General features: G+C 57.3%; 14 protein-coding genes. 9 read left to right on the top strand and 5 right to left on the bottom strand.

Features of this window, described 5'->3' with window-relative positions; all coding sequences use genetic code 11:
* Positions 1 to 51: 51 nt before the first annotated feature.
* Together clpA and clpS are read right to left on the bottom strand one after the other, a co-directional pair.
* A complete protein-coding gene (gene clpA, locus C1Y41_RS02250) occupies positions 52 to 2,331 on the bottom strand; it encodes an ATP-dependent Clp protease ATP-binding subunit ClpA (protein WP_039383524.1) in 2,280 nt (759 codons plus the stop codon).
* A gap of 55 nt (positions 2,332 to 2,386) precedes the next feature.
* A complete protein-coding gene (gene clpS, locus C1Y41_RS02245) occupies positions 2,387 to 2,707 on the bottom strand; it encodes an ATP-dependent Clp protease adapter ClpS (RefSeq protein WP_039385772.1) in 321 nt (106 codons plus the stop codon).
* A gap of 323 nt (positions 2,708 to 3,030) precedes the next feature.
* On the opposite strand from clpS, the gene cspD reads away from it, so the two are divergent.
* Positions 3,031 to 3,252, top strand: coding sequence for a cold shock-like protein CspD (gene cspD, locus C1Y41_RS02240; RefSeq protein WP_071668677.1), 222 nt, complete (start codon positions 3,031 to 3,033; stop codon positions 3,250 to 3,252).
* A gap of 77 nt (positions 3,253 to 3,329) precedes the next feature.
* Here cspD and C1Y41_RS02235 read toward each other — a convergent pair whose 3' ends face one another.
* A complete protein-coding gene (locus tag C1Y41_RS02235) occupies positions 3,330 to 4,958 on the bottom strand; it encodes an ATP-dependent endonuclease (protein ID WP_104084717.1) in 1,629 nt (542 codons plus the stop codon).
* Between the two features lie 141 nt (positions 4,959 to 5,099).
* Here C1Y41_RS02235 and C1Y41_RS02230 point away from each other — a divergent pair, with 141 nt between their 5' ends.
* The 3 genes from C1Y41_RS02230 (at position 5,100) to ltaE (ending at position 8,906) form a co-directional block, all read left to right on the top strand.
* The gene (locus C1Y41_RS02230; protein WP_071668675.1) at positions 5,100 to 5,996 is read left to right on the top strand and encodes a lysine exporter LysO family protein; all 897 of its coding nucleotides are present in this window, start codon (positions 5,100 to 5,102) and stop codon (positions 5,994 to 5,996) included.
* 113 nt (positions 5,997 to 6,109) lie between these two features.
* Positions 6,110 to 7,831, top strand: coding sequence for a ubiquinone-dependent pyruvate dehydrogenase (poxB, locus tag C1Y41_RS02225; protein WP_104084716.1), 1,722 nt, complete (start codon positions 6,110 to 6,112; stop codon positions 7,829 to 7,831).
* Positions 7,832 to 7,898: 67 nt separating this feature from the next.
* Positions 7,899 to 8,906 carry a low-specificity L-threonine aldolase gene (ltaE, locus tag C1Y41_RS02220; protein ID WP_104084715.1) on the top strand — a complete coding sequence of 336 codons (1,008 nt, stop codon included), beginning with the start codon at positions 7,899 to 7,901 and terminating at the stop codon, positions 8,904 to 8,906.
* Between the two features lie 3 nt (positions 8,907 to 8,909).
* Here ltaE and C1Y41_RS02215 read toward each other — a convergent pair whose 3' ends face one another.
* The gene (locus tag C1Y41_RS02215; protein WP_104084714.1) at positions 8,910 to 9,734 is read right to left on the bottom strand and encodes an N-acetylmuramoyl-L-alanine amidase; all 825 of its coding nucleotides are present in this window, start codon (positions 9,732 to 9,734) and stop codon (positions 8,910 to 8,912) included.
* Entirely contained in the window at positions 9,734 to 10,054 is a 321-nt protein-coding gene (locus C1Y41_RS02210; RefSeq protein WP_039383506.1) for a heavy metal-binding domain-containing protein, read from the bottom strand. The genes C1Y41_RS02215 and C1Y41_RS02210 overlap by 1 nt, the downstream gene beginning before the upstream one ends.
* A gap of 109 nt (positions 10,055 to 10,163) precedes the next feature.
* Here C1Y41_RS02210 and C1Y41_RS02205 point away from each other — a divergent pair, with 109 nt between their 5' ends.
* The 5 genes from C1Y41_RS02205 to artM all read left to right on the top strand — a co-directional run bounded on the left by C1Y41_RS02205 (position 10,164) and on the right by artM (position 13,807).
* Positions 10,164 to 10,703 carry a lipoprotein gene (locus tag C1Y41_RS02205; protein ID WP_104084713.1) on the top strand — a complete coding sequence of 180 codons (540 nt, stop codon included), beginning with the start codon at positions 10,164 to 10,166 and terminating at the stop codon, positions 10,701 to 10,703.
* 236 nt (positions 10,704 to 10,939) lie between these two features.
* Complete coding sequence (gene artP / locus C1Y41_RS02200; RefSeq protein WP_039383501.1) at positions 10,940 to 11,668, top strand: arginine ABC transporter ATP-binding protein ArtP; 729 nt, start codon at positions 10,940 to 10,942, stop codon at positions 11,666 to 11,668.
* A gap of 15 nt (positions 11,669 to 11,683) precedes the next feature.
* Entirely contained in the window at positions 11,684 to 12,415 is a 732-nt protein-coding gene (artJ, locus tag C1Y41_RS02195; protein ID WP_071668670.1) for an arginine ABC transporter substrate-binding protein, read from the top strand.
* Between the two features lie 6 nt (positions 12,416 to 12,421).
* The gene (gene artQ, locus C1Y41_RS02190; protein WP_071668669.1) at positions 12,422 to 13,135 is read left to right on the top strand and encodes an arginine ABC transporter permease ArtQ; all 714 of its coding nucleotides are present in this window, start codon (positions 12,422 to 12,424) and stop codon (positions 13,133 to 13,135) included.
* A 3-nt stretch (positions 13,136 to 13,138) separates the two neighbouring features.
* Complete coding sequence (artM, locus tag C1Y41_RS02185) at positions 13,139 to 13,807, top strand: arginine ABC transporter permease ArtM (RefSeq protein ID WP_094111973.1); 669 nt, start codon at positions 13,139 to 13,141, stop codon at positions 13,805 to 13,807.
* Positions 13,808 to 13,914 lie beyond the last annotated feature (107 nt).

Genomic DNA, 13,914 nt, shown 5'->3' with positions numbered 1-13,914 from the left:
GCAAAAAAAAGGCCGGATAATTATCCGGCCTTTTGTTTTATTGCCCTGGCATTAGTGCACAGTGCCTTCCGTTTTGCGCTTCTCTGCGCTCAGGAAGTGATAAGTAAGCTGGTTTTTTTCTTTATCCAGCGCCACTGACACAGAGCCACCATCCACCAGCGAACCAAACAGCAGTTCATTGGCCAGCGGTTTTTTCAGGCTTTCCTGAACCGTACGCGCCATCGGACGCGCGCCCATCGCCTTATCGTAGCCTTTTTCTGCCAGCCAGTCGCGCGCGTCGTCGCTCACTTCCAGTGAGACGCCCTTCGCATCCAGCTGCGCCTGCAGTTCAACAATAAACTTATCGACGACCTGATGGATCACCTCAGCAGAGAGGTGACGGAACCAGATAATGTTGTCGAGACGGTTGCGGAACTCTGGCGTAAAGATCTTTTTGATCTCCTCCATCGCATCCGTACTGTTATCCTGCTGAATCAGACCGATTGACTTACGTTCAGTTTCGCGTACGCCGGCGTTAGTGGTCATGACCAGCACCACGTTACGGAAGTCCGCTTTGCGCCCGTTGTTGTCGGTCAGCATACCGTTATCCATAACCTGCAGCAGCAGGTTAAAGACATCCGGGTGCGCTTTCTCAATTTCATCCAGCAGCACCACAGCGTGCGGATGCTTGATCACCGCATCCGTTAACAGACCGCCCTGGTCAAAGCCCACATAGCCAGGAGGTGCGCCAATCAGACGGCTGACCGTATGGCGCTCCATATATTCCGACATATCAAAACGCAGCAGCTCAATGCCCAGCGCTTTCGCCAGCTGCACGGTGACTTCTGTTTTACCTACCCCGGTCGGACCGGCGAACAGGAAGGAGCCGACCGGCTTGCGATCCTGACCCAGACCAGCGCGACTCATTTTAATCGCTTCGGTCAGTGCCTCAATCGCATTATCCTGGCCAAATACCAGCATTTTCAGGCGGTCGCCCAGGTTTTTCAGCGTATCGCGATCGGTGGCCGATACGCTCTGTTCCGGTATACGTGCAATCCGTGCCACAACCGATTCAATATCGGATACGTTAACGGTTTTCTTACGCTTGCTCACCGGCACGAGACGCGCCCGCGCGCCCGCTTCATCGATGACGTCAATGGCTTTATCCGGCAGATGACGATCGTTGATATATTTGACCGCCAGCTCTACCGCGGCACGCACCGCCTTCGCGGTATAACGCACGTCATGATGCGCTTCATATTTCGGCTTCAGTCCGTTGAGGATCTGCACGGTCTCTTCAACCGAAGGCTCAGTAATATCAATTTTCTGGAAGCGGCGCGCCAGTGCGCGATCTTTCTCGAAAATATTGCTGAACTCCTGATAGGTTGTGGAACCCATCACGCGGATTTTACCGCTGGAGAGCAGTGGCTTAATCAGGTTAGCGGCATCCACCTGCCCGCCCGATGCTGCACCGGCACCGATGATGGTGTGGATCTCATCAATAAACAGGATGCTGTTGTTATCCTGCTCCAGCTGTTTGAGCAGCGCTTTAAAGCGCTTTTCAAAATCGCCGCGATATTTGGTGCCCGCCAGCAGAGAGCCGATATCCAGTGAATAGATAGTGCACTCTTTCATCACCTCAGGTACATCACCCTGCACAATACGCCAGGCGAGCCCTTCAGCAATCGCGGTTTTACCTACGCCCGATTCACCCACCAGCAGCGGATTGTTTTTACGCCGGCGGCACAGCACCTGCACGGCGCGCTCCAGCTCTTTTTCACGCCCGATAAGCGGGTCGATACCGCCAACGCGAGCAAGCTGGTTAAGATTGGTGGTGAAGTTCTCCATACGCTCCTCCCCGCCTGCCTGCTCTTCATTGACCGGATTGTCCGCGTTATTCTGCGACTGGCCGGGCTCATCTTTACGTGTGCCGTGAGAGATGAAATTCACCACATCGAGACGGCTGATTTCATGTTTGCGCAGCAGATAAGCCGCCTGCGACTCCTGCTCGCTGAAAATGGCAACCAGGACATTGGCGCCTGCAACTTCACTGCGACCGGAAGATTGAACGTGGAATACCGCCCGCTGCAGCACGCGCTGGAAGCTGAGCGTAGGTTGCGTATCGCGCTCAGCTTCGCCGACCGGCAGCACCGGCGTGGTTTGTTCGATGAAGGCTTCGAGTTCCTGACGCAGAGCCACAATATCCACCGTACAGGCTTCCAGTGCCTCTCTGGCCGACGGGTTACTGAGCAGTGCCAGTAACAGATGTTCGACGGTCATAAACTCGTGACGGTGCTCGCGCGCTCTGGCGAAAGCCATGTTTAAACTGAGTTCCAGTTCTTGATTGAGCATTTGGCACCTCCCCCAATTATCGCTCTGACTGCCTGTTTCCTATATGGAGACAGGTTCAGGCTTTTTCCAGCGTACACAGCAAAGGATGTTGATTCTCTCTGGCATAGTTGTTCACCTGCGCAGCTTTTGTCTCTGCTACTTCAGCGGTGAAAACACCGCAGACTGCCTTTCCATGATAGTGAACTTTCAGCATCAGTTGCGTGGCGCGTTCAATATCATAAGAAAAGAACTTTTGCAGAACGTCAATAACAAATTCCATAGGTGTATAATCGTCATTATTCAGGATGACTTTATACATTGAAGGCGGCTTTAACCCTTCACGTACTTTGTCTTCGGCCAGGTGTTCAAAATTAAGCCAGTCGTTTGTGTTTGCCATAATCGTCCATTGGAATTCTGCGTTGCGGTCATGCATTTTAGCCTGCACTAACCTGAAGTTTAACACGTCTGTCAAGCCGGGTTTGCTATCGCTGCTATCGGTACGAAAAGCAGATGCGCGACCTGTATCACAAAATTCTCAATAGCGTTAACTGCCTCAAATTTTGGTGATTTTCTGCCCATGCATCCGGGTCGATTGCTTGACGATAAGGTCCGTTTCTCTACATTCTACATGCACAAGCTGATTGAGTTTTAAACAACCGCGACTCACAGCTGCGATGACCTCACCTACTTATCAGAATGTCTTGCGAGGGAAGTAAAAGCATGGAGACGGGTACTGTTAAATGGTTCAACAACGCCAAGGGCTTCGGCTTTATTTGTCCGGTTGGCGGTGGCGATGACATCTTTGCGCACTACTCCACCATTCAGATGGAGGGTTACAGAACGCTTAAAGCGGGTCAGCACGTTCAGTTTGATGTTCACGAAGGGCCAAAAGGCAACCATGCCAGTCTGATTGTCCCCTGTGAGGCGTCGCTGCATTCCTGACCGGCGCAGCGCGCGGTTATTCTGACCACTCCGCCCCTGAAATGCCAGCCGGTAACGCTGGCATTTTACTTTTCATCCTATCCTGCACGCCGCTGTGCCAGCATTTTTACCTGATTAAAAAGCGCTCTGAACAGCGGCGGAATCGCCTGCGGGCCGCGCTCCCCGGCTGCCAGCGCCACGGCAATGGCCAGCTCAGGCTTAGAGCTGTGATGGATCGCCTGCGTAATAATACGCCGTGGCGTCATCGCAATGTTTAACGGCAGGTGCGCCATCTGATGATAGACCGCGCGGAATCCGTGCTGATAGAGAAAGTGTTCAATGTCAGCTGCCGGAAACTGCGTCAGGTGCACCTCTTCCTTTTCGTGGGTCAGCAGCTGGCTGCGGGTGGTCGCCGCATATTTCTTTCCTGCCTCATCGCCATCGGTCAATACGTGCCAGGCAATTCCCATACGCCGGGCAAATTTCAGCAGCGGCTTCAGGCCTGCCTGGGCAAACTCGATCACCCGGATCCCTTCTGCGGCAAAATGATCGCCCTGCTGTCGCGCCAGCTCGTTAACGATCCACACCTCCGTCTCGCCCTCTACCAGCAGCCAGCAGCGGGCAAACAGCGCGGCGGGTCGATTAACGCGAATATGAAACGCGATGCGGCGATGATCCTCGGCGCTCAGCCCCGCTTCGCCGATACGCCACGCCGCTACGCGGCTCGCTTCACGCACCAGACGGCAGAGGTTTTCCAGCGGCGTCTGGGAAACCAGTTCACCTGAATTGGTGGTGACCAGCCGCTGCAGCGGCAGCAGCGTCAGTAAATTCCAGGTAACCGAAAGCATTATCGGGTGCAGCCGGGTTTCAGGATCCTCGACCAGCAGAACAGGCTGGGCGCCGTCTGGCAGCGCATTGCTGCCGGGCAGCAGTGCCAGCAGCCGCAGCTGCACCTCGCGACGATGCTCTGCACTAGCCCCCGCCAGCAGCCGGTTAAGCGCATCCAGCGCCTGCCAGCCTGCGCTGCCGTCGCGCAGTTCCGGTGCCATTCGCGGGTGACTGACGCCGGGTTGCTGAACGAGAAAATAGTGCGCCATCAGCTGCTGCATTGTCTGTACGCCCTGCAGCAGCACCTCATCGCTCACCGCCCGGCCGCCCGCCGCGCGATTGAGCTGCTGTAACACGCTCTGCAGCGCCTGCAGACCCGGATCCCGACCCTCACCGCCTGGTTCATGCGTCCGATGGCGCTGTCCGAACCGCGCATCGCGTAAACGCAGCACCGGATGGTGCTGCCGCAGCCAGCTTATCGCCGCCACCGTCGGCTCCGCTGCCAGCAGCTGATTACGCGCGTCAATGAAACGCCAGCTGCTTTTCACACCGTTTGCTTTGCAGGTAGCCCGCAGACTGAAGCGCAGATAACTCCCCTGCTCATCATGCTGCCAGAAAGGCTGCAGCAGGGTATTTTCCCGCTCTGCTTCACAGGCGCGAAAGCGCACCACTATCTGTAGTGTGCGCCAGCGTGCCGCGGGGGCCGCGGCGGGGAAATGGAAATCCTCTTCGCTGAGGGTGGCGTGCGCGCTGGCCGGATCCAGCATGAGTGAGAACGCGTCCAGCAGGCTTGATTTGCCCCAGGCGTTTTCACCTATCAGAAGATTCGTCATCGTAAGCGGCAGCGAGAGCTGATTAATGCCGCGAAAGCCGCTGATATCAATATGATCCAGAATCATAGGGTTATCCTGTACAGAGGTTGCCTGAGCATGGTGTACGGTGGCGTATGGGTCAAGGCGCAAATTATCCGCAGACGGTGATTTACAGCGTGCGCTTTTTTGATTAGCGTGGCGTCCTTTTCCCACGGACGGATGTTCGCTATGTATGGTCTGATGATTATTCTGCTGCCGCTGATTGCTGGTTATCTGCTGCATCTGCAGCAGCCGGTACTGCTACGCGCGGTGGCGCGGCTGCTCAGTGCGCTGGTCTATATCATTCTGTTTTTTATGGGCGTGAGCCTGGCATTTCTTGATAATCTCAGCACGAATTTGCTCACCATTTTTTATACCGCTTTTATCTCTGGTCTCTTGATTCTCGCCTGTTCGCTGCTGGCGTTCTGGCTGCTTGAGCAGCGTCTGCCGTGGCGGCATCAGCATAAAGCGCAGGCGCTGCCGTCGCGTCTCGCGATGGCGCTGGACTCACTCAAGCTGTGCGGCTCGGTGCTGGGCGGATTTCTGCTCGGCCTGACGCAGTGGGCTCCGCTGCGCCATGCGGCCACCGTCAGCGAATATGCCCTGATCCTGATGCTGTTTCTGGTGGGCGTTCAGCTGCGCAGCAGCGGCATGACGCTGCGGCAGATTACGCTTAACCGGCGGGGTGCGCTGGTGGCGGCCGTGTCGCTGGCTGGCGCACTGGCCGGAGGCGCACTCGCCGCTGTCTGCCTTGGACTGCCGCTCAAAACCGGCCTCGCGCTGGCCAGCGGCTTTGGCTGGTATTCGCTTTCCGGCATTCTGATGACGGACGCGTTTGGTCCCGTTATCGGCAGCGCAGCGTTCTTTAACGATCTGCTGCGTGAGCTGATCACAATTATGCTGATCCCGCTGCTTATTACCCGGCACCGCAGTATGACGCTGGGCCTGAGCGGTGCCACCTCCATGGATTTCACCCTGCCGATTCTGCAGCGTGCCGGCGGCATGGAGATCGTCCCTGCAGCCATCGTGCACGGCTTTATTATGAGCCTGCTGGCCCCGGTGCTGATCGCCTTTTTTTCCGCCTGACGGGTCTGCAGCGCACTTTTTCACGGCTGGCGCGCAGCGGCTTCGTCTACGCTTTCTGACTGACAGATTTTTGCCATCAGCATAGATGGCCCCCCATCAGAAAGGAGCAAATGATGAAACAAACTGTGGCCGCCCTGCTGGCACAAACGCTGGAGAGCGCAGGCGTAAAACGTATCTGGGGCGTAACCGGTGATTCGCTTAACGGCCTGAGTGACAGCCTGAATCGCATGGGTACGATTGAATGGATGCCAACGCGACATGAAGAGGTGGCCGCGTTTGCCGCCGGTGCAGAAGCGCAAATCAGCGGCGAGCTGGCGGTCTGCGCCGGCTCCTGCGGTCCCGGTAACCTGCACCTGATTAACGGGCTGTTTGACTGCCATCGTAACAATGTGCCGGTGCTGGCGATTGCCGCGCATATTCCTTCCAGCGAAATTGGCAGCGGCTATTTTCAGGAGACGCATCCGCAGGAGCTGTTTCGCGAATGCAGCCACTACTGTGAGCTGGTCTCTAATCCGGAGCAGCTGCCGCAGGTTCTGGGCATCGCCATGCGTAAAGCGATCCTCAACCGCGGGGTCTCTGTGATTGTCCTGCCGGGTGACGTGGCGCTGCAGCCCGCCCCGAAAAGTGCGCGCAGCGAATGGTATCCGCCGCAGCTGCCACAGGTCGTGCCGGCCGCAGCGGAGCTCGCTACCCTGGCGGAAACGCTTAACGGCGCGGGCAATATTACGCTGATGTGCGGCAGCGGCTGCGCCGGTGCCCATGCTGAAGTTGTCGCCCTGGCAGAACGGCTTAAGGCGCCGGTAGTGCACGCACTGCGCGGCAAAGAACACATCGAATATGACAACCCGTATGATGTTGGTATGACCGGGCTGATTGGTTTCTCTTCCGGCTATCACGCCATGATGAATGCCGACACCCTGATCCTGCTCGGCACGAAATTCCCCTACCGTGCCTTCTACCCCGCCAGCGCCCGCATCATTCAGATCGATATCAACCCCGGCAGCCTGGGGGCGCACAGCCATGTCGATATGCCGCTGGTGGGTGACGTTAAAGCCACGATCCAGGCGCTGCTGCCGCAGCTTGAGGTGCATGACGATCGCCATCATCTCGATCGTGCGCTGGAGCACTACGCTGACGCCCGCAAGAGCCTGGACGATCTGGCAACCGCAAACGACAACCAGGCGATCCATCCCCAGTATCTGGCACAGCAGATCAGCCGCTACGCCGCTGACGACGCCATCTTTACCTGCGATGTCGGCACGCCCACCGTCTGGGCGGCGCGCTATCTGCAGATGAACGGCAAACGGCGCCTGCTAGGCTCGTTTAATCACGGCTCTATGGCGAATGCGATGCCGCAGGCGCTGGGTGCGCAGGCTATCAACAGAGAGCGTCAGGTGGTGGCGCTGTGCGGCGACGGTGGCTTCAGTATGCTGATGGGAGACTTTATCTCGGTAGCGCAGCTGAAACTGCCGGTTAAGCTGGTGATTTTTAACAACAGCGTGCTGGGCTTTGTGGCAATGGAGATGAAAGCGGGCGGTTATCTTACCGACGGCACCGACCTGGAAAATCCTGATTTTGCTGCGATTGCCGCCGCCTGCGGCATCAAAGGTATCCGGGTTGAAAAAGCGTCAGATCTCAATGCGGCGCTGGAGCAGGCTTTTGCGCATGATGGCCCGGTCCTGGTGGATGTGCATACGGCTAAAGAGGAGCTGTCGATGCCGCCGCAAATCAAAGCGGAGCAGGCAAAAGGCTTTAGTCTCTATATGCTGCGCGCCATCCTCAACGGACGCGGCAATGAGATCACCGAGCTGGCGAAAACCAACTGGCTGCGGTAAAACAAAGCTCCTGCCGGACAGGCAATAATGCGGGCGAACAGCCCGCTTTTTCTTTCAGGAGAGCCACGTGATCGATTTGCGCAGTGATACCGTAACCCGCCCGAGTGCGGCGATGCTGGACGCCATGATGAACGCCGCCACCGGAGATGACGTCTATCGTGACGATCCCACGGTCAATGCACTGGAAGCCGAAGCGGCAGCGACAAGCGGCAAAGCGGCCGCGCTGTTCTTTCCTACCGGCACCCAGGCTAATCTGGTGGCGCTGCTGTGCCACTGCCAGCGCGGCGATGAATATATCGTTGGCCAGCAGGCGCACAACTACAAATATGAAGCGGGGGGCGCGGCGGTGCTGGGCAGTATTCAGCCTCAGCCAATCCTTGCCGCGGAGGATGGTACCCTGCCGCTGGCGGACGTGGCCGCTGCGATTAAGCCGGACGATATTCATTTTGCCCGCACCCGCCTGCTGAGTCTGGAAAATACTCATCACGGCAGAGTACTGCCGCTCAGCTATCTGGAGCAGGCGTGGCACTTTACCCGCGAACGCGGGCTGGCGCTGCATATTGATGGCGCACGTATCTTTAATGCCGTGGTGGCACAGCAGGTGACGCTGGCAGAAATTGCACGCTACTGCGATACGCTGACTATCTGCCTCTCAAAGGGACTGGGCACGCCGGTAGGCTCGCTGCTGTGCGGCGACAGCGCTTATATAGAGCAGGCGCGGCGCTGGCGTAAAATGACCGGTGGCGGTATGCGCCAGGCGGGCATTCTGGCGGCGGCCGGACGCTATGCGCTGCAGCACAACGTGACCCGGCTGCAGGAGGATCATGACAACGCCGCGTGGCTGGCAGAGCAGCTGCGCGCGCTGGGTGTGGAGGTGATAAGCCAGCAGACAAACATGCTGTTTGTGCAGGTTCCGCCAGAGCAGACAGATGCGCTGCAGCGCTGGATGCACGCCGCCGATATTCTTATCAGCGTGGGCGCCCGGACGCGCATGGTGACCCATCTCGATGTGTCCCGCGCCGATCTGCAGCAGGTCGTCGCACGCTGGCAGGCGTTTCTGCAGTCAGCGGGCTGACCGCTAGCGCGCTGCGCCATACTGTGCCAGCAGCGCCCGGGCTATCGCCAGCGTCTCTGCGTCAGCAACGCCCCGGTAGTCGCGCGGGCGGAAGTGCATCTGAAAGGCCGCAATCAGCCGGCGCTGCATCTCAGGCGTTGTCGCGCCCGCCACGTCATAGCCATACTGCTGCAGCGCTGTCAGCAGCGGCTGCGGATCTACAACGCTGCTGGCAGACTGCCCCGCCAGATAACGGGCAGTAATCGCCGGATCGGGCCAGGCGCCGCTTCCCTGCGCGGCCAGCTGCTGCCAGGGAAAGAGCGGACCCGGGTCCTGCTTGCGCTGCGGCGCAATATCGCTGTGGCCCACGATATTTTCGGGCGCAATAGCGTAACGCTGCTGCAGATCGCGCAGCAGCGCCGCCAGTACGGTGATTTGATCGGCTGTATAAGGCTGCCACCTTAGCCCGGTTAGCGTACGCTGATAGCCTGCATTGACTATCTCAATCCCTACAGACGTGTCATTAATCCGGGTTGCACCGCGCCAGAAACTGGGCCCGGCATGCCAGGCAAGCTGCTGCTCCGGCACCAGCTGCCAGACCACTCCCCTTCCCGATCTCTGCGGCGGCTGGCGCGGGATCAGATAGTGTGCGCTGACCTGCCGATCGGTCAGGGTTGCCAGCGAAGAGGAGAAATCGTCCGCGGTGTAGTGGATCACTACAACTTTAATGCGCGGTCGCGCGCCCTGCGCCGGATGAGTGGTATCGGCCCAGTAACCCTGACGCGCTTCCATTGAGGAGTGACAGGCGCTGAGCAGCAGCGCCATCGCTGTAACCAGCAGTAAACGCATTAGCGCACGATAACGGCGGTGCCGGAGACGCTGACCATCAGCATACTGCTGTCTTTACCCACGGTTTCGTAATCGATATCGATACCGACTACCGCGTTAGCGCCCAGCGCTTTCGCCTGATCGCCCAGCTCCTTAAACGCAATCTCCCGCGCCTTGCGCAGCTCTTTTTCATAGGCACCTGAGCGGCCCCCTACGATATCGCGGATACCGGCGAAGAAATCGCGAAAAATATTGGCGCCCAAAATCGCCTCGCCGGTCACAACGCCGCAGTATTCAGTAATGCTGTGGCCTTCCAGAGTTGGTGTCGTCGAAAATTTCATGGTTATCTCCTGAAGATGTCGATGGAACCCGCACGCATGGTGCTGAAAAAGCACGACTATACTCTATGCTAAAACCCATGCTTTGCCACAGAACAATAAGGAACCGGAGATGAGAATCAAAGCCCTTGCACTGCTGGCATCAGCAGCAACGCTGCTGAGCGCCTGTACCACCGTAGAGCCGGTTATCAGGGATAATGGCCCGCGCAGTGCGTCCTGTATCGATGGCGGGCCGGATAGCGTGGCGCAACAGTTTTATGATTTACGCGTGAAGGCACCCTCAGCAGGCCTGCCTGACCCTGCGCTGCTGGCCAGATATCGCCCTTATCTGAGCAATCATCTTTATCAGACGCTGCTGCAGGCGCGGGAAAAACGCAATCAGCCGGCAGAGTGGCGTCAGGGCGATCTCTTTTCCAGCCTGGCGCAGGGGCCGGATGCTGCTGAGGTTGACAACGCCTCTTCGATCCCCAATCGCGATGCGCGAAATATCCCGCTACGCGTTACGCTGACACGCGGTGATAAACAGTGGCGCGATGAGGTGCTGATGATCCGCGAAGGCGAGTGCTGGGTGGTGCAGGATGTGCGCTATATGGCAGCGTGGCCGCATGCCGGTGGCGGCTCACTCAGCCAGCTGCTGGAGCAGAAAAAATAGCGCATTTTTTTGTTATCCTGCTCACACATTAGGGTGCCACATCGGTAGAGAGCCCCTGACCGGTGTTAACGTCAGGCGTGAAAGTCGCGCAAACCACGCCTGATGCAGGCCGCACAATTTTCTGCTGCACCGGAGCGGGTAATGCGCTGTTTAATAAATTTTAAGTCACCCGATTTGCATAACTATGCCGGGAACGTTAAGATTTGCGGCACTATTTGCTCTCTATTTTTCCGCGCATGAGTATTCAATTAAACGCTATTAACTGCTTTTACGGTGCCCATCAGGCGCTGTCTGACATCAACCTGGAGTGTCCGCAGGGAGAGACGCTGGTGCTGCTCGGTCCCAGCGGTGCCGGGAAGAGCTCACTCCTGCGCGTACTCAATCTGCTGGAGCTGCCGCGTTCTGGTACGCTGCAGATTGCCGGCAACCAGTTTGACTTTACCAAAACGCCTGCTGACAGCGCGATTCGCGAGCTGCGCCAGAACGTCGGCATGGTATTCCAGCAATATAACCTCTGGCCCCACCTGACGGTTATGCAAAACCTCACTGAGGCTCCCTGCCGGGTGCTGGGCCTGACAAAAGAGGCGGCGCGCGCGCGTGCCGATAAGCTGCTGGAGCGCCTGCGCCTGACGCCTTATGCCGATCGTTTTCCGCTGCACCTCTCCGGTGGTCAGCAGCAGCGCGTGGCGATTGCCCGCGCGCTGATGATGGAGCCGCAGGTGCTGCTGTTCGATGAGCCCACCGCCGCGCTCGATCCGGAAATTACCGCGCAGATCGTGACGATTATTCGTGAACTGGCACAGACGCAGATCACGCAGGTTATTGTGACCCACGAGGTAGAAGTGGCGCGCAAAACCGCCAGCCGCGTGGTCTATATGGAGAATGGTCACATCATTGAACAGGGTGATGCCAGCCGCTTTACACAGCCGCAAACCGATGCGTTTGCACACTATCTTTCGCACTAAGTCAGGATGCTAATAATGAAAAAAGTTGTACTTGCTGCCCTGCTCACCACGCTGAGCCTGAGCGCTTCCGCTGCACAGACGCTGCGTTTCGCTACCGAAGCCTCTTATCCGCCGTTTGAATTCGTTGACGCTGAGAACAAAATTCAGGGATTCGATGTCGATCTCGCTAACGCCCTTTGCAAAGAGATGGATGCGACCTGCACCTTTACTAATCAGGCGTTCGACAGCCTGATCCCCAGCCTGAAATTCCGCCGTTTTGACGCGGTAATGGCCGGTATGGACATCACGCCGGAACGTGAAAAGCAGGTGCTGTTCAGCAAGCCTTACTACGATAACTCTGCCACCTTTATTGCGCAGAAAGGCAAGCTGGCTGATGTTGCTGCCCTTAAAGGCAAGCGCGTCGGCGTACAAAACGGTACCACCCACCAGAAGTTCCTGACTGACAAGCATAGCGATATTACTATCGTGCCTTACGACAGTTATCAGAACGCCGTACTGGATCTGAAAAATGGCCGCATCGATGCCGTCTTTGGTGATACCGCCGTGGTCAATGAATGGCTGAAGCAGAACGCAACGCTGGCACCGCTGGGTGAAAAGGTCACGGATAAAGATTACTTTGGCACCGGCCTGGGCATCGCCGTGCGTCAGGGCAACGCTGAACTGCAGGGTAAGTTCAACGCGGCACTGGATAAGATCAAAGCTGACGGCACCTACAAGACTATCTACAGCAAATGGTTCCAGCAGTAATCTCTGATGAATGAAATGATCTCACTTGCAAGTGCCGCCGGGATAACCGTCGGCCTTGCTGTTTGTGCGCTGATCGCCGGCCTTGTGCTGGCAATGCTGTTTGCTGGCTGGGAGTCGCTGCGCATAAAACCGCTGGCGTGGGTCGGCACCGTGCTGGTCACGCTGATCCGCGGTCTGCCGGAAATCCTGGTCGTCCTTTTTATCTATTTTGGTGCCTCACAGCTGCTGCTGACGCTCTCTGACGGTTTCAGTCTTAATCTGGGCCTGGTGACTATTCCGGTGCAGCTGCAGATTGAGAACTTTGATGTCAGCCCGTTTCTCTGCGGGGTGATTGCGCTGGCTATGCTCTATTCCGCCTATGCATCACAGACGCTGCGCGGTGCGCTGAAAGCAGTACCGGCAGGCCAGTGGGAATCTGGTCAGGCGCTGGGGATGAAAAAGTCTGCCATCTTTTTCCGGCTGATTATGCCGCAAATGTGGCGACATGCGCTGCCGGGCCTCGGCAACCAGTGGCTGGTGCTGCTGAAAGATACGGCGCTGGTGTCGCTGATTAGCGTTAACGACCTGATGCTGCAGACGAAAAGTATCGCTACGCGTACGCAGGAACCTTTTACCTGGTATCTGGTGGCTGCCGCTATCTATCTGTTGATTACGCTCTTCAGTCAGGCGATTTTACGCCGTATTGAACTACGCACCACGCGTTTTGAGCGGGGAGCCTGACGCATGCTCGACTATTTACCCGAACTGTTAAAAGGTCTGCATACCAGCTTAACGCTGACGCTGGCCTCACTGGCGGCCGCGCTGCTGCTGTCGCTGCTCTGTACTGTCGTGCTGGCGCTGAAAGTCCCGGTCGCCAGCCTGCTGGTAAGAGGCTATATCACGCTGTTTACCGGTACTCCCCTGCTGGTGCAGATTTTCCTGATCTACTACGGGCCAGGCCAGTTTCCCGCTATTCAGAGCGTACCCTGGCTCTGGCATCTGCTGTCGCAGCCCTGGCTGTGCGCGATGCTGGCGCTTTCGCTCAACAGCGCCGCCTACACCACCCAGCTATTTTATGGTGCGGTACGCGCTATTCCGGCGGGTCAGTGGCAGTCATGCGCCGCGCTCGGCATGAACCGCAAAGATACGCTGCGTATTTTGCTACCCTATGCGTTTAAGCGCGCCCTCTCCTCCTATTCCAACGAGGTGGTGCTGGTGTTTAAAAGCACCTCGCTGGCCTACACCATTACGCTGATGGAAGTGATGGGCCACGGTCAGATGCTCTACGGACGCACCTATGACGTTACGGTGTATGCGGCGGCGGGTCTGATCTATCTGGTGGTTAACGGCGCGCTGACGCTGCTGATGCGGCTGATAGAGAAACGCGCACTGGTATTTGAGCAGCGCAGCTAATCGCCACCGGAGCGGTTGCTTGTGCGCCATGCCGGCGTCAGAGCAGCCGCCCATTACAAAGCCTTACTTATCCAAAATAATTGCATAAAAATTCATTCAATGGCATT

Source organism: Pantoea sp. ICBG 1758, assembly GCF_002928325.1.
GTDB lineage: Bacteria > Pseudomonadota > Gammaproteobacteria > Enterobacterales > Enterobacteriaceae > Pantoea > Pantoea eucrina.
Note: the sequence above shows the minus strand (reverse complement) of the source record. Positions and strands in the feature narration are given on the sequence as shown.